Annotated in this window: 23 protein-coding genes; 9 read left to right on the forward strand and 14 right to left on the reverse strand. The window is 64.5% G+C overall.

Annotated features, from left to right (window positions below):
* Positions 1-16 precede the first annotated feature (16 nt).
* The 4 genes from IVB32_RS26175 to IVB32_RS26190 are packed head-to-tail and all read left to right on the forward strand — an operon-like array spanning position 17 to position 2165.
* On the forward strand, positions 17-766 hold the full coding sequence (locus IVB32_RS26175; protein ID WP_018459993.1) for a F0F1 ATP synthase subunit A: 750 nt from the start codon (positions 17-19) through the stop codon (positions 764-766).
* Positions 767-819: 53 nt separating this feature from the next.
* Positions 820-1050 carry a F0F1 ATP synthase subunit C gene (locus IVB32_RS26180; RefSeq protein WP_007599451.1) on the forward strand — a complete coding sequence of 77 codons (231 nt, stop codon included), beginning with the start codon at positions 820-822 and terminating at the stop codon, positions 1048-1050.
* A gap of 60 nt (positions 1051-1110) precedes the next feature.
* Positions 1111-1674 (forward strand): F0F1 ATP synthase subunit B', encoded by a 564-nt coding sequence (locus tag IVB32_RS26185; protein ID WP_018459994.1) that lies wholly within the window; start codon positions 1111-1113, stop codon positions 1672-1674.
* 5 nt (positions 1675-1679) lie between these two features.
* Entirely contained in the window at positions 1680-2165 is a 486-nt protein-coding gene (locus tag IVB32_RS26190; protein WP_018459995.1) for a F0F1 ATP synthase subunit B, read from the forward strand.
* Between the two features lie 200 nt (positions 2166-2365).
* Here IVB32_RS26190 and IVB32_RS26195 read toward each other — a convergent pair whose 3' ends face one another.
* The 5 genes from IVB32_RS26195 to IVB32_RS26215 all read right to left on the reverse strand — a co-directional run bounded on the left by IVB32_RS26195 (position 2366) and on the right by IVB32_RS26215 (position 7693).
* Positions 2366-3022 (reverse strand): hypothetical protein, encoded by a 657-nt coding sequence (locus IVB32_RS26195; RefSeq protein WP_018459996.1) that lies wholly within the window; start codon positions 3020-3022, stop codon positions 2366-2368.
* A gap of 121 nt (positions 3023-3143) precedes the next feature.
* Positions 3144-3731 (reverse strand): GNAT family protein, encoded by a 588-nt coding sequence (locus IVB32_RS26200; RefSeq protein WP_007599447.1) that lies wholly within the window; start codon positions 3729-3731, stop codon positions 3144-3146.
* Positions 3732-3770: 39 nt separating this feature from the next.
* On the reverse strand, positions 3771-5060 hold the full coding sequence (locus tag IVB32_RS26205; protein ID WP_007599446.1) for a pitrilysin family protein: 1290 nt from the start codon (positions 5058-5060) through the stop codon (positions 3771-3773).
* Complete coding sequence (gene thrC, locus IVB32_RS26210; RefSeq protein WP_018459997.1) at positions 5057-6475, reverse strand: threonine synthase; 1419 nt, start codon at positions 6473-6475, stop codon at positions 5057-5059. The genes IVB32_RS26205 and thrC overlap by 4 nt, the downstream gene beginning before the upstream one ends.
* Positions 6476-7048: 573 nt before the next feature.
* A complete protein-coding gene (locus IVB32_RS26215; protein WP_018459998.1) occupies positions 7049-7693 on the reverse strand; it encodes a response regulator transcription factor in 645 nt (214 codons plus the stop codon).
* Between the two features lie 85 nt (positions 7694-7778).
* Here IVB32_RS26215 and IVB32_RS26220 point away from each other — a divergent pair, with 85 nt between their 5' ends.
* Positions 7779-9119 carry a histidine kinase gene (locus IVB32_RS26220; RefSeq protein ID WP_085351970.1) on the forward strand — a complete coding sequence of 447 codons (1341 nt, stop codon included), beginning with the start codon at positions 7779-7781 and terminating at the stop codon, positions 9117-9119.
* A gap of 93 nt (positions 9120-9212) precedes the next feature.
* Here the strand turns inward: IVB32_RS26220 and IVB32_RS26225 are convergent, their stop codons facing one another.
* The 9 genes from IVB32_RS26225 to coxB all read right to left on the reverse strand — a co-directional run bounded on the left by IVB32_RS26225 (position 9213) and on the right by coxB (position 16301).
* On the reverse strand, positions 9213-9578 hold the full coding sequence (locus IVB32_RS26225; RefSeq protein WP_026233921.1) for a nuclear transport factor 2 family protein: 366 nt from the start codon (positions 9576-9578) through the stop codon (positions 9213-9215).
* A gap of 114 nt (positions 9579-9692) precedes the next feature.
* Positions 9693-10445 carry an SURF1 family protein gene (locus tag IVB32_RS26230; protein ID WP_247368770.1) on the reverse strand — a complete coding sequence of 251 codons (753 nt, stop codon included), beginning with the start codon at positions 10443-10445 and terminating at the stop codon, positions 9693-9695.
* On the reverse strand, positions 10442-10843 hold the full coding sequence (locus tag IVB32_RS26235; RefSeq protein ID WP_018460002.1) for a DUF983 domain-containing protein: 402 nt from the start codon (positions 10841-10843) through the stop codon (positions 10442-10444). Before IVB32_RS26235 ends, IVB32_RS26230 begins: the two co-directional genes overlap by 4 nt.
* A 97-nt stretch (positions 10844-10940) precedes the next feature.
* The gene (locus tag IVB32_RS26240; protein WP_018460003.1) at positions 10941-11837 is read right to left on the reverse strand and encodes a cytochrome c oxidase subunit 3; all 897 of its coding nucleotides are present in this window, start codon (positions 11835-11837) and stop codon (positions 10941-10943) included.
* 77 nt (positions 11838-11914) lie between these two features.
* Positions 11915-12565, reverse strand: coding sequence for a cytochrome c oxidase assembly protein (locus tag IVB32_RS26245; protein WP_018460004.1), 651 nt, complete (start codon positions 12563-12565; stop codon positions 11915-11917).
* A gap of 5 nt (positions 12566-12570) precedes the next feature.
* The gene (locus IVB32_RS26250) at positions 12571-12747 is read right to left on the reverse strand and encodes a hypothetical protein (protein ID WP_026233922.1); all 177 of its coding nucleotides are present in this window, start codon (positions 12745-12747) and stop codon (positions 12571-12573) included.
* Positions 12744-13688: a heme o synthase gene (locus IVB32_RS26255; RefSeq protein WP_018460006.1), complete on the reverse strand. Its 945-nt coding sequence runs from the start codon at positions 13686-13688 to the stop codon at positions 12744-12746. Before IVB32_RS26255 ends, IVB32_RS26250 begins: the two co-directional genes overlap by 4 nt.
* 60 nt (positions 13689-13748) lie before the next feature.
* A complete protein-coding gene (gene ctaD, locus IVB32_RS26260; RefSeq protein ID WP_007605061.1) occupies positions 13749-15374 on the reverse strand; it encodes a cytochrome c oxidase subunit I in 1626 nt (541 codons plus the stop codon).
* 87 nt (positions 15375-15461) lie between these two features.
* Positions 15462-16301 (reverse strand): cytochrome c oxidase subunit II, encoded by an 840-nt coding sequence (gene coxB, locus IVB32_RS26265; RefSeq protein ID WP_018460007.1) that lies wholly within the window; start codon positions 16299-16301, stop codon positions 15462-15464.
* A 449-nt stretch (positions 16302-16750) separates the two neighbouring features.
* Here coxB and IVB32_RS26270 point away from each other — a divergent pair, with 449 nt between their 5' ends.
* The 4 genes from IVB32_RS26270 to IVB32_RS26285 all read left to right on the forward strand — a co-directional run bounded on the left by IVB32_RS26270 (position 16751) and on the right by IVB32_RS26285 (position 19972).
* The gene (locus IVB32_RS26270; RefSeq protein WP_026233923.1) at positions 16751-17296 is read left to right on the forward strand and encodes an invasion associated locus B family protein; all 546 of its coding nucleotides are present in this window, start codon (positions 16751-16753) and stop codon (positions 17294-17296) included.
* A 118-nt stretch (positions 17297-17414) separates the two neighbouring features.
* Entirely contained in the window at positions 17415-18842 is a 1428-nt protein-coding gene (gene tldD / locus IVB32_RS26275) for a metalloprotease TldD (RefSeq protein WP_026233924.1), read from the forward strand.
* Positions 18839-19615, forward strand: coding sequence for a signal peptidase I (lepB, locus tag IVB32_RS26280; protein WP_018460010.1), 777 nt, complete (start codon positions 18839-18841; stop codon positions 19613-19615). The genes tldD and lepB overlap by 4 nt, the downstream gene beginning before the upstream one ends.
* Positions 19616-19624: 9 nt before the next feature.
* Positions 19625-19972, forward strand: coding sequence for an MmcQ/YjbR family DNA-binding protein (locus tag IVB32_RS26285; RefSeq protein ID WP_018460011.1), 348 nt, complete (start codon positions 19625-19627; stop codon positions 19970-19972).
* Positions 19973-19979: the final 7 nt, after the last annotated feature.

Consider the following 19979-nt stretch of genomic DNA (forward strand, 5'->3'; position numbering starts at 1 on the left):
AAGAGATGCCGCGCTGATGAAAATCGATCCGATCCACCAGTTCAACATCGAGCCTCTCTTCACCCTGGGCCATATCGGCAACCACACGATCGCCTTCACCAACTCGTCGCTCTACATGCTGGTGGCGGTCGCGATCATCTCGATCCTGATGCTCGCCAGCGGCACGCAGCTGGTTCCCGGCCGGCTGCAGTCGGTCGCCGAGATCTCCTACGAGTTCGTCGCCTCCACCATCCGCTCGACCGCCGGCGCGGAAGGCATGAAGTTCTTCCCGCTGATCTTCTCGCTGTTCATGTTCATCTGCGTTTCGAACCTGGTCGGCATTATCCCCTACACCTTCACGATCTCGAGCCATCTGATCGTCACCGCGGCGCTCGCGCTGCTGGTCTTCTTCACGGTCCTGATCTACGGCATTGCCAAGAACGGCCTTAAATTCTTCTCGATCTTCGTGCCCCACGGGGTCCCCGGCTACATCCTGCCGCTGGTGATGTTCATCGAGATCCTGTCGTTCTTCCTGCGGCCGGTTTCCCACAGCGTCCGTCTGTTCGCCAACATGCTGGCCGGCCACATCGCGCTGAAGGTGTTCGCGGGCTTCGTCGCCATGCTCGGCTTCTCGCTCGGCGCCCTTGGCTGGGTCGGCGGCGTGCTGCCGCTGGCGCTCACGGTCGCGCTGTACGCTCTCGAGATTCTGGTCGCGTTCCTGCAAGCCTATGTGTTTGCGATCCTGACCTGCATCTACCTCAACGACGCCATTCATCCGGGACACTGAGCGGTCCGGGGAATTTCCACCCAAAACCCAATCTTTCTTCCAAGGAGTCTAAAATGGATCCGGCAGCAGCAAAACTTATCGGCGCGGGCATCGCATGCATCGGCATGGGCGGCGCGGGCGTCGGCGTCGGCGTGATCTTCGGCAACTACCTCGCCGCGGCCGTTCGCAACCCCTCGGCCGCTCAGGGCCAGTTCGGCAATCTGATCTTCGGCTTCGCCGTGACCGAAGCGCTCGGCATTTTCTCGCTGCTGATCGCGCTGCTGCTGCTGTTCGTTCCGCTCTGAGAACGATTTTTCGCGCCGCTTCAACCGAGGCGACGCGCATGACTGCAACAGGAGTACTCCATGGCTGAAAGTCATGGCGGGGCGAAAAGTCCGGCGGCGGGCGCCCACACCGGGTCCGAAGGCGGTCACGGTGGCGGTTTTCCGCCGTTCGAGAGCGGCACTTATGCTTCACAGCTGGTGTCGCTCGCGATCTTCTTCGTCGCGCTTTACGTGATCGTGTCCAAGCTCGCTCTGCCGCGCGTCGGCGGTGCGATCGAGGCGCGTCAGAACAAGATCGAGGGCGACCTCGCCGAAGCGCAGAAGCTGAAGGACCAGTCCGAAGCGGCGCTGAAGGCCTATGAAAACGAGCTTGCTTCGGCACGCTCGCGCGCGCAGGCCATCGGCAACGAATCCCGCGACAAGGCGAATGCGCAGGCGGACGCCGAGCGCAAGGCCTTGGAAGAGCAACTGGCGGCCAAGCTCGCCGAGGCGGAGAAGACCATCGCCTCGACCCGTGCGACCGCCATGAGCAACGTCCGCGGCATCGCGGCCGATGCGGCAGGCACCATCGTGCAGCAGCTCACGGGCGTGGTTCCGGACGCGGCATTGGTCAATGCCGCCGTTGATGCGTCCTTGAAGGGTTAATCGATATGTTCTTCGATCCTGAAACCTGGGTCGCCATCGCCTTCGTGATCCTGATGGTCGTGTTCGGCTATCTCGGGGTCTTCAAGAAGGCCATGACTGCGCTCGACCATCGCGCCGATCGCATCAAGGCCGAGCTCGACGACGCGACGCGCCTCAAGCAGGAAGCCGCCAAGGTGCTCGCCGACTACAAGGCGCGCACCGCCTCGGCCGAACGCGAGGCCGCCGACATCATCGCCAACGCGAAGAGCGAAGCCGAGCGCATCGCAACCGAGGCCAAGGCCAAGGTGGAAGATTTCGTCGCTCGCCGCACCAAGACCGCGGAGGGCAAGATCGCGCTCGCCGAGGCTCAGGCGGTGGCCGATGTTCGCGCCGCAGCGGCCGAAGCCGCCGTCCAGGCCGCCTCCACGATCCTGTCGAAGTCGGTCAGGGGCCAGGTCGCCGACGATCTGCTCGCCAAGGGCATCACCGAAGTCAGGCAGAAGCTGAACTGAGAGATCTTGCCTTCACCAATCAAAAAGCCGGCGCGATCAGCGCCGGCTTTTTTGTTTGTCGGGCACTGCATCGGCAAATCTGATGTCATCGCCCGCGAAGGCGGGCGATCCAGTATTCCAGAGACAGCCCTGATAGATCGAGAAGCCGCGGCGTACTGGATGCCCCGCCTTCGCGGGGCATGACGACTATCTTGACGTGGTTACTTCTTCTTCGCCCGCGCCTTCGGCTCGGGCGACAGCGCCTGCGGATCGAAGCCGACATAGAAGATGTAGCTATCGGCGTCCTTGGCCGAAGGCATCGGGTAGACCAGATCCTCGGCCACGAAGGTGAACGGCACGCTGCCGCCCTCCGACATTCCGACCGTGGTCCGGTAGGCCTTGGAAGCGATCACCTTCTCGCCGACGCCGCCCTGCACCACGGCGACGCGCAGCGGCACCTCGACGCTCGCAGGCGCGCCGGCGGGTCCGGCAATGACGCGGCCCTGGATGCCGATCCGGGCCGTGATATCGCCGCCATTGCGGGCGCATTCGCGCGCCATCTTGGTGATGGTGGCCTGGAAGCGGATCTCGTTGCCGACGGCCGGCTTCCCGGTGGCACCGACCGCGTAGGTGGAGGCTCCGGCACGCACCGTGACCTGCGGGCAATCAAGATCGTCATCAGCCGCCGGCTGGCCCGGCGCAGGCGCCGGCTTGGGTTGGGCCGGCTCGTCCGACTTGCCGCCGAACAGGCCCTTGAATCGATCGGTCAGCGACTGCGCCGCGACCGGCGAGATGGAGACGAGCGCAACTGACAACGCCAGCGCGACCGCCGCCCCCCGCCGCAACGCATTCCGCGATGACCGAAGCTCCTGCACCATCAACACCCATACTCCTGACGACATCCCGACCGATCACCGGCCGGGTTGCGCCGTTATATCGTCAAAACCGGCGAACCCAAGGCAGCAAACAAGGAGACTTTGGCCGCATCGATCAACGGGCTCAGCCGCGGAAATCCTCGTGCAGCAGGCCGAACAGCAAATGGTCCTGCCAGACCCCGTTGATGCAGAGATACCGGCGCGCCAGCCCCTCGCGGGAGAAACCGCACTTCTCCAGCACCCGGATCGAGGGCGCATTGGTCGGGATGCAAGCGGCCTCGACCCGGTGCAGATTGAGCTCCCCGAACAGCGTCGGCAGCAGCACCCGCAGCGCGGCCGTCATGTAGCCGCGCTGGGCGTGGGGCTTGCCGACCCAATAGCCGATGGTGCCGGCCTGGACGATGCCGCGGCGGACATTGGCGAGCGTGATGCCGCCGACCATGGCGCCGTCGAGCTCCCGGAAGATCAGAAAGGGATAGGACCGGTCCGCGGCGATGTCCTCGGAATAGCGGCGCAGGCGGCGGCGGAAACCGGAGCGGGTGAGATCATCCGACGGCCAGATCGGCTCCCAGGGGGTCAGGTAATCGCGGCTGGACTCGCGCAGATGGGCCCATTGCAGGAAGTCCGACATCTGAGGCGCGCGTAGCAACAGGCCGTTGCCGCGCGGCGCGAGAGCGGCGGGTCCACTGGATGGCAGGCGAAAGAGGGCCATGGTGATGCTTCCCGGGGCGGATCAACCCGTGCGCGGCTCCTAATGCAGCCGCGCCTTGGCGCGTGCCCGGGTCAATCCTTCCGCAAAAGACACCGCCGTGTCCAGACCCCTGCCACTGCCCAATGCGACAACCGCAGGGCGGCTGCGCGAAAGCAGCGCACGCGCCGCATCCCGGGTCGATTCGACGCTGACGGCGTCGATCCGGGCCACCAGCTCCTCGGCGGTCTGGGGCCGGCCATAGGCCAGCACATGCCGGGCGAGTTGCTCGGCGCGGGACGAGCAGCTCTCCAGCGCCATCAGCAGCCCCGCCTTCATTTGCGCCTTGGCCCGCGCGATCTCGACCTCGGTCAGGGTCTCGACCGAATCATTCATGATGTCGACCACGACCTCCATCATCTCGGGCGCATCGGCCGGATCGGTGCCGGTGTAGAGGCCGAAGAAGCCGGTGTCGGTATAGGGGGCATGGAACGAGTAGATTGAGTAACAGAGGCCGCGCTTCTCGCGCACCTCCTGGAACAGCCGCGACGACATCCCGCCGCCGAGGATGTTGGTAAAGACCTGGAGCGAGAACAGCGACAGATCGGTCTGCGGCACGCCCTCCAGGGCCAAGGTCAGATGCGCCTGCTCGAGCTCGCGATGCACCACCTTGGTGCCGCCCTTGCCGAATTGTGCGGGTTGCGGCTTGGGACCCGCTGTCCCCTCAAAACTGGCAAAGCGCTGCTCGACCTCGGCGACCACCTGCTTGTGATCGACCGCGCCGGCGGCCGCCACCACCATGTCAGGGCCGCGGTAGTGCGTCGACAGATAGTCGCGCAGCGAGTCGCGGCTGAAGGCACGCAAGGTCTTCGCAGTGCCGAGCAGCGAGCGGCCCATCGGCTGGTCGGGATAGCAGAGCTCGTTGAGATGCTCGAACACGACGTCGTCAGGCGTGTCCTGCGCCGCGCCGATCTCCTGCACGATGACGTTCTTCTCGCGCTCGAGTTCGTCGGGCTCGAAGGCGGGATTGGCCAGGATGTCGGCGAGCACGTCGAGTGCGAGCGGCACGTCGGCCTTCAGCACCCGCGCATAATAGGACGTGGTCTCGGTCGAGGTGCCGGCATTGAGGTCGCCGCCGACCGCCTCGATCTCCTCGACGATCTCGCGCGAGGAGCGCTTCGTCGTGCCCTTGAATGCCATATGTTCCAGAAGATGCGAGATGCCGTGCTCGTTGGGCTTCTCGTCGCGCCCGCCGACGCCGGCCCAGACGCCGAGCGCCGCGGTCTCGAGATGAGGCATCTTGTCGGTGACGACAGTGAGGCCGGACGCAAGCTTGGAAATCTCGACGCTCATCCGGCAACTCCCTGTTTCGCGGCGCGGCTGACCGACAGCACGAACCGCTCGACCTCGGTCTGGTCGTTCTTCATCACCTTCATGTGTTCGGATTTGGTCATCAGACCATCGAGCCAGGCCGGCAGTTGCGGCCGCTGGCCGCAGGCCGCTTCGACCGCATCGGGGAATTTGGCCGGATGGGCGGTGGACAGCACGATGCTGGGAACCGTCCTGTCCGTGGTGTCGCGGTCGGCGACCGCAAGCGCGACCGCGGTGTGGGGATCGACCAGCTCGCCGGCCTCGCGCCAGGCGGCGCGGATCGCGGCCGCGGTCTCGGTCTCGTCGGCCCGGCCTGCGTCGAACCCCTCGCGGATCGCGGCCAGCGTCGCATCGGGCAGCACGAAGCGTCCCGATTGCTTCAGTGAATCCATCAGACGGCGCACGCCGGCGGCATCGCGCCCGCCAGCCTCGAACAGCAGCCGCTCGAAATTCGAGGAGATCTGAATGTCCATCGACGGCGAAGCCGTCGCGTGGACCTCGCGCACCTCGTAGATCCCGGTCTTCAGCGTGCGCGCCAGGATGTCGTTGACGTTGGCGGCGATGCCCAGGGTCCGCACCGGAAGACCCATGCGCTTGGCGACATAGCCGGCGAAGATGTCGCCGAAATTGCCGGTCGGCACGACGAAGTCCACCGCGCGCGCGGGTGCACCGGCGGCAACGGCGGAGGTGAAATAGTAGACCACTTGGGCGACGATGCGCGCCCAATTGATGGAATTGACGCCGGACAGCGACGTCGCATCGCGGAAGCGATGGTTGTTGAACATCGCCTTCACGAGGGCCTGGCAATCGTCGAAATTGCCCTCGACGGCAAGCGCATGGACGTTGGCCGCGCCCGTCGTCGTCATCATTCGCCGCTGCACCTCGGAGATGCGGCCATGCGGGAACAGCACGATGAGATCGACATTTTCGAGTCCTGCGAACGCGTCGACCGCAGCACCGCCGGTGTCGCCCGAGGTCGCGACCACGATGGTGGTGCGCTGGCCGCGCTGGGCGAGCACGTGGTCCATCAGCCGCGAGATCAGCTGCATCGCCACGTCCTTAAAGGCGAGCGTCGGGCCGTGGAACAGCTCCAGCACGAACTGGTGCGGCGCCATCTGGCGCAGCGGCACCACCGCCGGATGGCGGAAGGTGGCGTAGGCCTCGTTCGCCATACGGCCGAGCTCGGCGTCCGAGATCTCGCCGGCGACGAAAGGGCGGATCACCTCGACCGCGACCTCCCAATAGGGACGCCCGAAAAAGCCGGCGATGGCGTCAGGCGAGAGTTGCGGCCAGGTGGCCGGCACATACAGGCCGCCGTCGCGAGCGAGCCCGGTCAGCATCACGTCGCAGAAGCCGAGTTCGGGGGCCTCGCCCCGGGTCGAGATATAACGAGTCAAACTGCCCTCCAAAGGCCGGCCGAGCCTGGACTCGGTCCGCAAGCCTTTGATTTTACGAAATTACTTGTTAACAGCCAGAGGCTTTGGGCCACCATAAAGTGTTTTGCGGCATCAGGAAACCGCTTCGCGCCTGGGGCCGTCCAAGGAAAAAGGCTGCCAACGAAAAGCGCTGCCAACGAAAAGGGCTGCGGCAATGCCGCAGCCCTCTCTTGGAAGGTCTGTCGTTGTGTGCAGACCGGTTTGGCGTCTTGGGGTCACCGACCCGCAAAAACTGTTCGCGCAAGCTTTCGTCGGCTGTCACGATATCGTCAAGGGACAAAACGGAATGTGTGAGAAAATGTTCCTGTTTTTCCCGACACGTTTCGGCGCGGGCAAACGTTCGCCAGCAGCTTGGCGTCACGCATTACCATTATATCCCGAACGACAGCACAGTTCGGGAACGAACAACGGCTGCGCTCATTGTGTCGGCGGATGGTGTCGGCGCTATCCATGCATTGCCCGGCTGAGCGCCGAGACCGGTCCGCCCGCCGAACCGGCAGCATCCTGGTGCAGCCGGTTCGGTGCCCTGAGGCGTCAGTTCATCCCGATTTCCACCGCGATCCGGATCAGGTCGGAATGGTTCTTGGCACCGAGCTTCTGCTTGAGCAGAGAGGTGGTGTTGGCGACGGTCTTGTAGGAGATGCCGAGCGCCTCGGCGACCTCGACGATCTTGTCGCCTCGCCCCAACAGGCGAAGAATCTCGAGCTCCCGCGGCGTCATCTGCGAGGCAGGATTGGCCTTGATCGCCGCGCCGGAAAACGTCACGGCTTCCGCGAGCTGCGGTGAGATGAAATTGTCGCCCGCAACCACCTTGCGCACCGCCTTGAGCAGGATCCGGGGATCGTCGCCCTTGGAGACGTAGCCCTGGGCCCCGAGCTCGACCGCCCGCACCACGAAGGCTGGATCATCGTTCATGCTGAACATGATGATCTTGGCGTCGGGATCGTCCTTGCGAATGCGCCGCATCAGTTCAAAGCCGGAGACGTCGGGCAGGCTGATGTCGATCACAGTGACGTCGGGCCGCCTGCTGACATAGGCGCGATGCCCGGATTTGGCGTCGGTCGCCTCGTCGATCCGGATCGAATGGTCGGAGGAGAACAGGGTGCGGCAACCGGACAACACCACGGGATGGTCGTCGACAATCAGGACGCGGGTCGCCGGCTTGGCAGTATCTTGCATTGTAACTCTCTAGTTTTTCGATTCATAAACCGACGGGAACAAATGGAAAGAGCAAAATCCCCTGATGCGCGTTAGAATTGACCTAATGTGGCAACGGCTGTCCTTCAGTACACAATTGTTTCTGCCGCTTGGCCTGCTGTTCATGGCGGCGCTGATCATGGGCGGCGTCCTGCTGCACGTCTTCACGACCGGTCAGCTCGCCGAGGAGAACCAGCCGGCCCAACGATCGACCAAAGCCGTGGCCGAGGCCCTCAACAACGCTCTGCGTTCATCCGACCATCCGCGAAGGACCCTGGATGACTTCGTGCGGATGCTGGACGAGTCCTCAGATATTCAATTCCTTCCTGCAGGAGCGGTTGCTCCTCCCTTTGCGTCGAGGGGCCTGCAAGGTTCGCATGGCCCACCAAAATGGTTCGTCAGTCTCCTTTCCATTCCGGACTTGCACATCGCATTTCCGGTATCCCTCAACGGCGAGCATTTCGGCGACATCGTGTTTGTGCCGGACCTGTCCGCAGCGCTGTTCGAGACCTGGGTGGGCTTCCTCGCCTTGGCCGGCTTCGTCGTCGCGCTGACCGGGCTGACAGGGGTCGTCGCCTATGTGTTTGCGGGATCAGCCCTGCGACCACTGCAGGATCTTGGCGCAGGCCTCACGCGGCTACGACGCGGCGACTACGCAACACCGATCTCGGTCGGGGGACCGCCGGAAATCCGGCAAAGCTGCGAGGAGGCCAATGCGCTGGCCGAAACGCTGGTGCAGTTGAGCCAGGACAATCGCGACCTGCTGCACCGCCTGGTCTCGCTCCAGGACGACGAGCGGCGCGATCTCGCGCGCGAACTGCACGACGAACTCGGTCCGCTGCTGTTCGGCATCCGCGTCGGCACGATCGCATTGGTCGATGCCTCGCCCCCGGCGGGAAATCTCAGCAGTTCGGCGCAGGAGGTGTTGCAATCGGTCGAGGCGCTCCAGCAGACCAATCGCCGCATCCTCGACCGGTTGCGACCGCTCTACATCGAGGAATTGGGTCTGGAGACCAGTGTGCAGACGCTGCTCCGAAATTTTCGCAAGCAGGCGCCGTCTATCGACCTGACGGACACGGTCGATCCGAATCTCAACGCGATCGACGGGCCGCTGGCTCAAACCGTCTATCGCGTGATTCAGGAGGCGCTGACCAACGTGCTGCGTCATGCCGGCGCCAGCCATGCCCATGTGCAGGCGACCTTCGCCGGCGAGACGGTCGTCATCGAGATTTCCGACGACGGCGGCGGCTTTCCCGAAGGGAATCTGTTCGGCCGCGGCCTGACCGGCATGCATGAGCGCGTGCGCGCACTCAGCGGATCGCTGTCACTGCTGCGCGTGGACGACAGAACCTATGTGCGCTGCCGCCTTCCCGCCGAACCGGCACGCGAGGCGCCGGTCAGCGATTGAAGCGCTTTCGAGCGAAGTGGATACCGGTTCGCGTGAAGAAAACGCGTCAAAACAGAATCTGGTGTTCGGCTCTGATTAATCAGAACGGAAACTCTAGCACGCACAGCCAAGCTGCGCGTTCTGTCGCGCCGGCTCGCACAGCGTGGTGCGGATCTTGCCGTCGGGGCTGAAACAAAACGAGGCGCGAATGCGCAGCGCGCCGGCGACGGAATATTCGAGATCGACGCCGTGGGGTGCAGGATGGATTTCCTCCAACCCGAAACCGGCCGACGAGAAAGCGCTGAGCCGCGGCTGCCAATAGGCTTCGAGCTCGCTCCGGCCGCGATAGCGCTGCGTGCCGTTGCACGTGCATTCGACCTGGGCGTCGTCCGCATAGAGGTCGAGGAGCGTCGCGAGGTCGCCCTTCCTGCAGGCATCCACCCAATCGACGACAATTCCCATCTGGTCGAAATCACTCACGCTGCAATCCTGTCTGCCGCGGAAAATTACTGGCGGCTTAGGACCACACTCGTGAATGTGCGCTGAATGGTAAACCCCGGGCGATACCGGGTTCCCTAAGTGGATCTACGGAGCTCAGCCCCGCCGCCGCCCTCTTGCCCACACGGCGAAGGCGATGAGCACGGCGCCTGCAAGGGTGAACCAGGTGATGGCGTATTGCAGGTGATCGTCCTTGAGATGGACGTCGAGCGGCCCCGGCCGCGGAATGCCGTTCTCGGGCGCCGGCTGCTCGAGGTCGACATAGAACGGCGCAACCGCGCCCCAGGCCAGCGCGCTCGCGATCGCCACGTGATCGCGCACGAACCACAGCCGCTTGCCGCGGTTCTCCGCCGGGGTCAGCCAGCCCGGTGCCTCGGGGAAGCGCAGATAGCCGGTGAACGAGACCGCCTGCCCGGTGACGAGCTTCCTGACCGCGCGATCCTCGACGCTGCGATCCTGCATGGTGTTTTCGACGAAGCCCGCATCGATCACCACCGTCTCGCCGCTCGGCAGCCGCGCCGGCAGGAAGGCCCAGGTGCCGGGGCCCGACGCGTCCTTACGCACGGCGGATCCGGAGGAATAGACCATCGCATCGGGCAACGGCGCGTAGGTCGCGGTAAAGCTGACACGGCGGAATTCATCGCGCGCGGGACTTAGCGCGGCCCATCGTGCCGGCGGCGGCAGAGTGACCGGTGCCTCCGCGAGGCGCTCGGTCAGTGCGGCGATCAGCTCGTGCTTGGCGATGCGGCGCTGCAATTGCCAGACGCCGAGCGTGACGCAGACCGCGGTCAGGAAAAGCGTAAACAGCGCGAAGCCGGCCACGCGGGGCTTGCGCGCGGTCTCGTTCATTTCGCGCGGTCGACCAGCCGGCCCGGCGCCGCCTTATGGTGGAATTGCAGTGCGATCAGCAGCGACTTCATCGCGCGCAACGGCAGCAGGGTAGTCGCAAGGATCAGCGGCAGCCACAGCACCGCGTGCAGCCAGTACGGCGGCTGGTACTTGACCTCGATGACGAGCGCGCAGCCGACGACGATCGCGCCGGCCAGCATGATGATGAAGATCGCCGGACCGTCACCGGAATCGATGAAGGCGTAGTCGAGGCCGCAACGCTCGCAGCAAGGCGCAAGCGTCAGGAAGCCTGCATAGAGCTTGCCCTGGCCGCAGCGCGGGCATTTGCAGGCAAGCCCGCGCAGCGCGCTTTGCAGGACGGTGGCTTGCGGCTCGGACGTATCGGCGGCTTCGTTCATGGCAAAAGGTCTATCACAGTTTCTGCCGAAACCCCTGCGCGCAAAAAAGCAAAAGGGCGGCCCGGGGCCGCCCTTTCTCGATCCGAAGCCAGCCCGCTCAGTGCGCGCCGTGAGCCATGGTCTCGGCGCCGTGTCCCCAGACATAGATGCAGAGGAACAGGAACAGCCAGACCACGTCGACGAAATGCCAGTACCAGGCGGCGAACTCGAAACCGAGATGCTGGGTCGGCGTGAAGTGGCCGGCATAGGCGCGGAACAGGCACACCAGCAGGAAGATGGTGCCGACCAGCACATGGAAACCGTGGAAGCCGGTCGCCATGAAGAAGGTCGCGCCGTAGACGTTGCCGCCGAAGGAGAATGCCGCGTGGCTGTACTCATAGGCCTGCACGCAGGTGAAGAGCGCGCCGAGCACGACGGTGAGGATCAGGCCATATTTCAGGCCCTGGCGATCGTTCTCGAGCAGCGCATGGTGGGCCCAGGTCACCGTGGTGCCGGAGGTGAGCAGGATCAGCGTGTTCAGGAGCGGCAGATGCCAGGGATCGAAGGTCTCGATGCCGTGCGGCGGCCAGGTGCCCGGCACGGTGCAGGCGCCGGCCGCGGTCCCGAGACCACAGCCGAACACCGCATCGCGGGTAGCGTGGACGGCGTCGGCCGGGAATAGCGCCGCGTTGAAATAGGCCCAGAACCAGGCGACGAAGAACATCACCTCCGAGGCGATGAACAGGATCATGCCGTAGCGGTGATGCAGCTGCACGACGCGGGTGTGGTCGCCCTTGTACTGGGCTTCCCTGATCACGTCGCCCCACCAGCTCGCCATGGTGTAGAGCACACCGACGGTGCCGACACCGAAGATGATCGGCGCAGCCGAGAACATGTGGTGCATCCAGGTGATCGCGCCGACCGCCATGATGAAGGCGGAGATGGAGCCGACGACGGGCCATGGCGAGGGATCGACCAGATGGTAGTCGTGATGCTTGGTGTGCGCCGTTGCCATTTGCGGTCTCGCTCCTCAATCCCGTGCCTGTCAGGCACTTATCCCCTTATTCCAACCCCGGCGCGTGAGTCCGGAGATCAGAGATTTCCCTTGCGTTTGTCGTCTTCGCTGGCCGCGAGCGGCTTCACCACCGGATCCTTCACCGGATAGAACGTGTAGGACAGCGTGATCGTGTTGAGACCGTCGTTCTCGTGGTCGTCGGCAATCGACGGATCGACATAGAATACGACCGGCATCTCGCGCTTCTCGCCCGGCGCCATGGTCTGCTCGGTGAAGCAGAAGCAGTTGATCTTCTGGAAATAGGATCCGACCGTCAGCGGCGCGACATTGTAGGCGGCCTGGCCTGCGGTGGTCCGCGCGGCCTGGTTGGTCACCGTGTAGAAGACGGTCACGACCTGGCCGATATTGACCTCGATCTCGCTCTGCTCGGGCTCGAACTTCCAGGGCAGGCCGGGCGCGACGTTGGAATCGAAGCGCACCGCGATCTTGCGTGCGATCGGGCCGCTGGCCGGCGCCGAGGTCGCGACCTGGGTCGTGCCGTTGAAGCCGGTGGCGCGGCAGAACCAATTGTAGAACGGCACCGCCGCGTAGGAGGCGCCGACCATCAGCGCGACCACGCCGCCGCAGATCGAGGCGACCACCACGTCGCGGCCAAGCCCCCTGGCAGGCCTGCGCCCCTTGGTGGCCGTCCGGCTCTGATCCCGCGATATGGTCGGCTTCTGATCCATGTTTCCTACATCGGCCGGACGAGCACGGCCGGCCCCTTGACCATGGTCACGGCGAAGAACAGCACTACGAGCACGCCGAGCGCGAGTGCGATCGCGATCGAGCGCTGACGACGGCTCTTCTTCTGCGCCTCGGTGAGGACGATTCCGTCTATCTCGGGTTTGTCGGCCATCCCTGTGATCATGCGCCCCCTACCATCGGCGCAAGCGCCCGGAACACGACCTCGGCCAGCAAGGTCGCAAACAGCGCGAACAGATAAAGGATGGAGAACGCGAACAGCTTGCGGGTCGCCCGCAGCGATTGGCTGCGCTCGCGACGGACATAGACGTTGATGGCGAACCCCAGCATGCCGGCGCCGAGGATCAGCGAGACGATGCCGTAGATGGCGTCGAAGTAGCCGAGCGCCCAGGGCGCGGCCGCGACCGCGATCAGCACGATGGTGTAGAGCAGGATCTGAAGCCGGGTCGCGTCGGGGCCGGCGACGTTGGGCAGCATCGGAATGCCGGCGCGCGCGTAATCGTCGGAGCGGAACAGCGCCAGCGCCCAGAAGTGCGGCGGCGTCCAGAAGAAGATGATGGCGAACAGCAGTAGCGGCTCGACGTCGACCGTGCCTGTGACCGCGGCCCAGGCCACCACCGGCGGCAGTGCGCCGGCGGCACCGCCGATCACGATGTTCTGCGCGGTCCAGCGCTTCAGGCCGATTGTGTAGATCACGACGTAGAAGAAGATGGTGAAGGCGAGCAGCGCGCCCGCGATCCAGTTGACCAGGATGCCGAGCGTCATCACCGAGAAGAAGGCGAGCGTCATGCCGAAGGTCATCGCCTCGGGACGGGTGATGCGGCCGCGCGGAATCGGCCGGTTCGCCGTGCGCGACATCTTGGCATCGATGTCGCCTTCGAGCGCCATGTTGAGCGCGCCGGACGCGCCGGCGCCGACCGCGATGCAGAGCAGCGAGGTGATGGCCAGCACCGGGTGGAAATGCCCGGGCGCCATCGCCATTCCGACCAGCGCGGTGAAGATCACCAGCGACATCACCCGCGGCTTCAGGAGCGCGATGTAATCGCCAACCTCCGCTTCGGAGATGCGGGGATTGATGTCGATGGCGTTGTGGTCGAGGACGGACACTAGACTGACTCGCTTGGTTGTCGAGCCGCGGCGCCCGTCACGGGCGCCGCGAGCATTGGCTTACTGCACGCGGGGCAGCACTTCGAACTGGTGGAAGGGCGGCGGCGAGGGCAGCGTCCATTCCAGCGTGGTCGCACCTGCACCCCACGGATTGTCGCCAGCCGGCACCTTCTTCGCGAAGGCGTCGATCACGCAGTAGAGGAAGATCAGCACGCCGAAGCCGGAGATATAGGAGCCGACCGACGAGACCAGGTTCCAGCCCGCGAACGCGTCGGGATAATCGACATAGCGGCGAGGCATGCCCGACAGACCGAGGAAGTGCTGCGGGAAGAACACCAGGTTCACGCCGATGAAGGTGACCCAGAAGTGCGCCTTGGCGAGCCCTTCATTGTACATGTAGCCGGACATCTTCGGGAACCAGTAGTACCAGCCGGCGAAGATTCCGAACACCGCACCGAGCGACAGCACGTAGTGGAAGTGCGCGACCACGTAGTAGGTCTCCTGGAGCACGCGGTCGACGCCGGCATTCGCCAGCACCACGCCGGTGACGCCGCCGACGGTGAACAGGAAGATGAATCCCACCGCCCAGATCATCGGCGCGCGGAACTCGATCGAGCCGCCCCACATCGTGGCGATCCACGAGAAGATCTTCACGCCGGTCGGGACCGCGATGACCATCGTGGCGGCGACGAAATAGGCCTGCGTCGCCGAGGACATGCCGACCGTGTACATGTGGTGCGCCCACACCACGAAGCCGATGCCGCCGATCGCGACCATGGCGTAGGCCATGCCGAGATAGCCGAACACGGGCTTGCGCGAGAAGGTCGAGACGATCTGGCTGACCATGCCGAAGGCGGGCAGGATCAGGATGTACACTTCGGGGTGACCGAAGAACCAGAACAGATGCTGGAACAGCACGGGATCGCCGCCGCCTTCCGGATTGAAGAACGTCGTGCCGAAATTGCGGTCAGTGAGCAGCATCGTGATCGCACCGGCGAGCACCGGCAGCGACAACAGCAGCAGGAACACCGTCACCAGGATCGACCACACAAACAGCGGCATCTTGTGCAGGGTCATGCCCGGCGCGCGCATGTTGAAGATCGTGGTGATGAAATTGATGGCGCCCAGGATCGAGGAAGCGCCCGCCAGATGCAGCGACAGGATCGCGAAGTCCACCGCCGGGCCCGGATGGCCCGAGCTCGACAGCGGCGCGTACATGGTCCAGCCGGCGCCGACGCCGTTGGCGCCCGGCTCGCCCTCGACGAAGGTCGACATCAGCAACAGCGCGAACGAGGCCGGCAGCAGCCAGAACGAGATGTTGTTCATGCGCGGGAACGCCATGTCGGGCGCGCCGATCATGAGCGGCACGAACCAGTTGCCGAAGCCGCCAATCATCGCGGGCATGACCATGAAGAAGATCATGATCAGACCATGGGAGGTCACGAACACATTGTAGGTGTGCGTCTCGTGGAAGATCTGCACGCCCGGATACATCAGCTCGGCACGGATCGCGATCGACATCGCGGCGCCGATGACGCCGGCGATGACCGCGAAGATCAGGTACATCGTGCCGATGTCCTTGTGGTTGGTCGAATAGACGTAGCGCCGCCATCCGGTCGGATGGGCGTGCTCGTCATGTCCGTGGTCTTGTGCGTGATCGCCGTGTGCCGCTGCGCTCGTTGCCATTTTCTAATCCTGCCTTGCGTCCCGATCGGACCTCTGGAGGTCCCGCCTTATGTCGCTTTCAGTTTCCTCGAACCCTGCGCCCGGCGCTCACTGCGTCGGGCCGGCCGTGGAGGCGTAGGTGCTGGTGCCGCCGCTCGCATATTTCTTCTTCGCGGTCTCGACCCAGGAGGCGAACTCCTGGTCGCTCACCACACGGATCGCGATCGGCATGAAGGCGTGGTCCTTGCCGCACAATTCCGAGCACTGGCCGTAGAACATGCCGGTCTTGGTGGCCTTGAACCAGGTTTCGTTGAGCCGGCCCGGAATGGCGTCGATCTTGACGCCGAAGGCCGGCAGCGCAAAGGCATGAATCACGTCGGCCCCGGTCACCTGAACCCGAACCACCTTGTTGACGGGCACCACCATCTCATTGTCGACGCCCAGCAGACGGGGCTGCTTGTCCTGGGCCATCAGCGAGTCGAACTCGAACTTGCCGTTATCAGGATAGGCGTAGGACCAGTACCACTGCTTGCCGGTCGCCTTGATGGTCAGATCCGCCTTCGGCACGTCGAGCTCGAGGAACAGGAGGCGGAACGACGGCACCGAAATGCCGACCAGGATCAACACCGGCACGAGCGTCCACGCCACCTCGATCAGCGTGTTGTGCGTGGTCCGCGACGGCACCGGATTGGCTCTCGCGTTGAACTTCACGACAACGATCACGAGCAGCGCCAGAACGAACAGCGTGATCAGCGTGATCAGCACGAACAGGAAATTATGGAACCAGACGATGTTGTCCATCACCGGGGACCCGGACTGCTGAAGCGTCCACTCCCACGCAGCCGGCTGCCCCAGCTCGGCAAATGCCGCACCGCCCGTCGCCAGCGTCAGACCCGCCACGGCCAATCCCAGCAAGTGCCGGCCCACCGGGCCCATCGACATCTTCATGCCGTTCGCGCTCCCCTAACGAAATCACCCCAAGTGCATTCCCCTATTTTCGGGAAACGCTTTATTCGATCCCCCCGTCTGACAAACCGCCGCGCAAGAATACCTCTAAGAGGAATTGGGGCCAGATCGCTAGAACGCCGAAATCAAGCCTCTCAAACCATAATTCTTGATCTATCGCAATGCAGTCTTGAGCCTCGTCTGTCAGCCATCACCCGCAAGATATTTCCTAGTAACATCAGACAAAAATACCATTTCCCGGGATGCTGCCGCTTGACAGCGGAATTGCCCGCGGTAGGCACTTGGCGCACAGCCGCACAGGAACCTGATTCGTGCGGGCGATTGCGGCCGGGGCGGCGTGGAATTTGCTTGCGAATCGCCTTCAAGACGCCGTCATTCCCGTATCAGTCCGCCTGACGCGAGCGACCCAGGCGAGCAGAGGGACCGACCCGATGGGGTTTTCGAGATCCATGGCAAGGCGGGCTAAAAGCCAGGCTGGCAGCCTCACGATGCTGGCCGCTCTGCTGGCGGCGGTCGTCGTCCTGGCGCTTCCGGGCCTCGCCCATGCGCAGGGCGCGGTGCGCTCCGTCCATGGCGACTGGCAGATCCGCTGCGACACCCCGCCGGGCGCCCAGTCCGAGCAATGCGCCCTGATCCAGAGCGTGGTGGCCGAAGACCGCTCCAACGCCGGCCTGACCGTGATCGTTCTCAAGACCGCCGACCAGAAGAGCCGCCTGATGCGGGTGGTCGCCCCCCTCGGCGTTCTCCTGCCCTCCGGCCTCGGCCTCAAGCTCGACAACCAGGACGTAGGCCGTGCCGGCTTTGTCCGCTGCCTGCCCAATGGCTGCGTCGCCGAGGTCGTCATGGACGACAAGCTGCTCGGCCAGCTCCGCACTGCCAAGACCGCGACCTTCATCATCTTCGAGACCCCGGAAGAAGGCATCGGCTTCCCGCTCAGCCTGAACGGGCTCGGCGAGGGCTATGACAAGCTGCCGTAGTGCGAAGGGCGGTTAGGCCCGCGAATTCTATTGTTTCCGTAATGTGAGACTTGGCGCCCTCGCGGAAGTGCCGGGAAACCATTATCTTGCCTCACATCCCCCGATAATGGACGGACGCATGACCAACCCTGCCACAACCTCCCTGCTCGACCGCGCCAATCTCGACCGCGATCAGGTTCGCAACGAGCTCGCGCGCGGGCTTGCCGGTGCCGACGACGGCGAATTGTTCCTGGAATACAGCCAGACCGAAGCGCTGATGTTCGACAATGGCCGGCTGAAGCAGGCGACCTACGATACCTCGCAGGGTTTTGGCCTGCGCGCCGTCAAGGACGACGCCGTCGGCTACGCGCATTCCTCCGACGTGTCGCTGCCGGCGCTGATTCGCGCTGCGGACGCGGTCGCGGCCGTGCGCGGCGGTTATTCCGGCAGCTTCGCCGCGCCTCCTGCGCATACCAACGTGCGGCTTTATAGTGACGACAATCCGCTCGATGCCCCCGGCTTCGAGACCAAGGTCAAACTGCTCGCCGAGATCGACGCTTATCTGCGCGACAAGGATCCGCGGGTGCGGCAGGTCAGCGTCAGCCTGGGCGCGACCTGGCAGGTGGTCGAGATCCTGCGGCCCGACGGCGAGAGCTATCGCGACATCCGCCCGCTCGTGCGCGTCAACGTCTCCGTCGTCGCCGGTCAGGGCGACCGCCAGGAGAGCGGCAGCAAGGGCTATGGCGGCCGCGCCGGCTACGCCGAATTCATCGAAAGCAAGAACTGGCGCGACGCCGCCGACGGCGCGTTGCGTGAGGCTCTGGTCAACCTGGAATCGATTCCCGCCCCCGCCGGCGAGATGGACGTCGTGCTCGGGGCCGGCTGGCCCGGCGTGATGCTGCATGAGGCGGTTGGCCATGGCCTCGAAGGTGACTTCAACCGCAAGAAGACGTCCGCGTTTGCCGGCCTGATGGGCCAGCAGGTCGCGGCCAAGGGCGTGACCGTGGTCGACGACGGCACGATTGCCTCGCGCCGCGGCTCGCTGTCGATCGACGATGAGGGAACGCCGACCAACCGCACCGTGCTGATCGAGGACGGCGTCCTGGTCGGCTACATGCAGGACCGTCAGAACGCCCGCCTGATGAACATGAAGCCGACCGGCAACGGCCGCCGCCAGGGCTATGCCCACGTGCCGATGCCGCGCATGACCAACACCTACATGCTGGCGGGCGACCGCGATCCGGCCGAGATCCTCGCGTCGGTGAAGAACGGCGTCTTCGCCGCGAATTTCGGCGGCGGCCAGGTGGATATCACCTCGGGCAAATACGTGTTTCAGTGCACCGAGGCTTACAAGATCGAGAACGGCAAGATCGGTGCGCCCCTGAAGGGCGCCATGCTGATCGGCAACGGGCCGACCGACCTGCATCGCATCCGCATGATCGGCAACGACCTCGCGCTCGATACCGGCATCGGCACCTGCGGCAAGAACGGTCAGGGCGTGCCGGTCGGCGTCGGCCAGCCGTCGCTGTTGATGGAACGCATTACGGTGGGTGGAACAGGCGGATGAGCGTCGAGAAGATAACTGTCACCACCAAGCGGAAGAGCAGCGGCTGGGGCGGCCAGCTGGTGCAGCTCGCCGGCATCGTCGCGGCGGTGTTCATCGCCAAGGGTGCGCTGGCCGAGCCGTTCTACGTGCCGTCGGGCTCGATGGAGCCGACGCTGTTGATCGGCGACGCCTTGATCGCCTCGAAATTCCCCTACGGCTACGGCACCTCGTCGCTGCCGATCCAGATCAACCTGCCCGAGAGCGGCCGCGTCTTCGCGGAAACGCCGAAGCAGGGCGACGTCGTGGTCTTCCGCTGGCCCGGCGACCGCTCGCAGGCCTGGGTCAAGCGCGTCGTGGGCCTGCCCGGCGACCGCATCCAGCTGCGCCAGGGCCAGCTCTTCGTCAACGATCGCCCCGCCGAGTTGAAGCCGGACGGCGTTGGTGCCGCCGAGGACGACAATGGCGGCAGCGAACCCGCCTATCGCTATGTCGAGACGCTGCCGAACGGCGTCTCGCATCTGATCTTCAAGATGCGTGACAACGGTCCGCTCGACAACACGCAGGAAGTGACGGTGCCGGCAGGCCATCTCTTCGTGCTCGGCGACAACCGCGACAATTCCGCCGACAGCCGCGTGCCCTTGCGCTCCGGCGGCGTCGGCATGTTGCCGATCGACAATCTGGTCGGCCGCGCAGACGCCGTGCTCGGATCCTGGGATCTCGGTATCCGGGGCCAGCCGGTGTGGACCTGGCTGTCCGGATTTCGCATGGCGCGGTTTTTCACCGCCGTGCATTGAACCGATCTCATGACCTTCGACGACGTCAGAAAATTCGCACTGACGTGGCCGGAGGTCGAGGACGGTACCTCCTACGGCACGCCCGCACTAAAGGTGCGCAAGAAGATGCTGGCGCGTCTGAAGGAAGATGGCGACAGCCTGGTGATGCCGGACGTCCCGGTCGACGAGCGCGCGATGCTGGTCGAGAGCCAGCCAAAAATCTTCTACTTCACCGATCACTACGCCGATTATCCGATAGTGCTGATCCGCCTGTCCAAGGCAAAGCGCGCGATCGTGGAGTCGCTGCTGCGGCGGCGTTGGCGCGCGCTGGCTTCGAAGGCGGCGCGAGCGGATTATGATGCACGCGTGAGCGCGTGACGACTGT

The organism is Bradyrhizobium sp. 23 (assembly GCF_023073295.1).
GTDB lineage: Bacteria > Pseudomonadota > Alphaproteobacteria > Rhizobiales > Xanthobacteraceae > Bradyrhizobium > Bradyrhizobium canariense_D.

What these genes read in the sequence shown, in the direction of transcription:
- IVB32_RS26240 (WP_018460003.1), bottom strand. Translation starts at nt 11,837, where the DNA reads ATGGCAACGGCGCACACCAAGCATCACGACTACCATCTGGTCGATCCC.
- IVB32_RS26195 (WP_018459996.1), bottom strand. Translation starts at nt 3,022, where the DNA reads ATGGTGCAGGAGCTTCGGTCATCGCGGAATGCGTTGCGGCGGGGGGCG.
- IVB32_RS26220 (WP_085351970.1), top strand. Translation starts at nt 7,779, where the DNA reads ATGTGGCAACGGCTGTCCTTCAGTACACAATTGTTTCTGCCGCTTGGC.
- IVB32_RS26285 (WP_018460011.1), top strand. Translation starts at nt 19,625, where the DNA reads ATGACCTTCGACGACGTCAGAAAATTCGCACTGACGTGGCCGGAGGTC.
- IVB32_RS26190 (WP_018459995.1), top strand. Translation starts at nt 1,680, where the DNA reads ATGTTCTTCGATCCTGAAACCTGGGTCGCCATCGCCTTCGTGATCCTG.
- IVB32_RS26270 (WP_026233923.1), top strand. Translation starts at nt 16,751, where the DNA reads ATGGGGTTTTCGAGATCCATGGCAAGGCGGGCTAAAAGCCAGGCTGGC.
- coxB (WP_018460007.1), bottom strand. Translation starts at nt 16,301, where the DNA reads ATGAAGATGTCGATGGGCCCGGTGGGCCGGCACTTGCTGGGATTGGCC.
- tldD (WP_026233924.1), top strand. Translation starts at nt 17,415, where the DNA reads ATGACCAACCCTGCCACAACCTCCCTGCTCGACCGCGCCAATCTCGAC.
- IVB32_RS26250 (WP_026233922.1), bottom strand. Translation starts at nt 12,747, where the DNA reads ATGATCACAGGGATGGCCGACAAACCCGAGATAGACGGAATCGTCCTC.
- ctaD (WP_007605061.1), bottom strand. Translation starts at nt 15,374, where the DNA reads ATGGCAACGAGCGCAGCGGCACACGGCGATCACGCACAAGACCACGGA.
- IVB32_RS26230 (WP_247368770.1), bottom strand. Translation starts at nt 10,445, where the DNA reads ATGAACGAGACCGCGCGCAAGCCCCGCGTGGCCGGCTTCGCGCTGTTT.
- IVB32_RS26235 (WP_018460002.1), bottom strand. Translation starts at nt 10,843, where the DNA reads ATGAACGAAGCCGCCGATACGTCCGAGCCGCAAGCCACCGTCCTGCAA.
- IVB32_RS26245 (WP_018460004.1), bottom strand. Translation starts at nt 12,565, where the DNA reads ATGGATCAGAAGCCGACCATATCGCGGGATCAGAGCCGGACGGCCACC.
- IVB32_RS26215 (WP_018459998.1), bottom strand. Translation starts at nt 7,693, where the DNA reads ATGCAAGATACTGCCAAGCCGGCGACCCGCGTCCTGATTGTCGACGAC.
- IVB32_RS26200 (WP_007599447.1), bottom strand. Translation starts at nt 3,731, where the DNA reads ATGGCCCTCTTTCGCCTGCCATCCAGTGGACCCGCCGCTCTCGCGCCG.
- IVB32_RS26175 (WP_018459993.1), top strand. Translation starts at nt 17, where the DNA reads ATGAAAATCGATCCGATCCACCAGTTCAACATCGAGCCTCTCTTCACC.
- IVB32_RS26180 (WP_007599451.1), top strand. Translation starts at nt 820, where the DNA reads ATGGATCCGGCAGCAGCAAAACTTATCGGCGCGGGCATCGCATGCATC.
- IVB32_RS26205 (WP_007599446.1), bottom strand. Translation starts at nt 5,060, where the DNA reads ATGAGCGTCGAGATTTCCAAGCTTGCGTCCGGCCTCACTGTCGTCACC.
- IVB32_RS26185 (WP_018459994.1), top strand. Translation starts at nt 1,111, where the DNA reads ATGGCTGAAAGTCATGGCGGGGCGAAAAGTCCGGCGGCGGGCGCCCAC.
- lepB (WP_018460010.1), top strand. Translation starts at nt 18,839, where the DNA reads ATGAGCGTCGAGAAGATAACTGTCACCACCAAGCGGAAGAGCAGCGGC.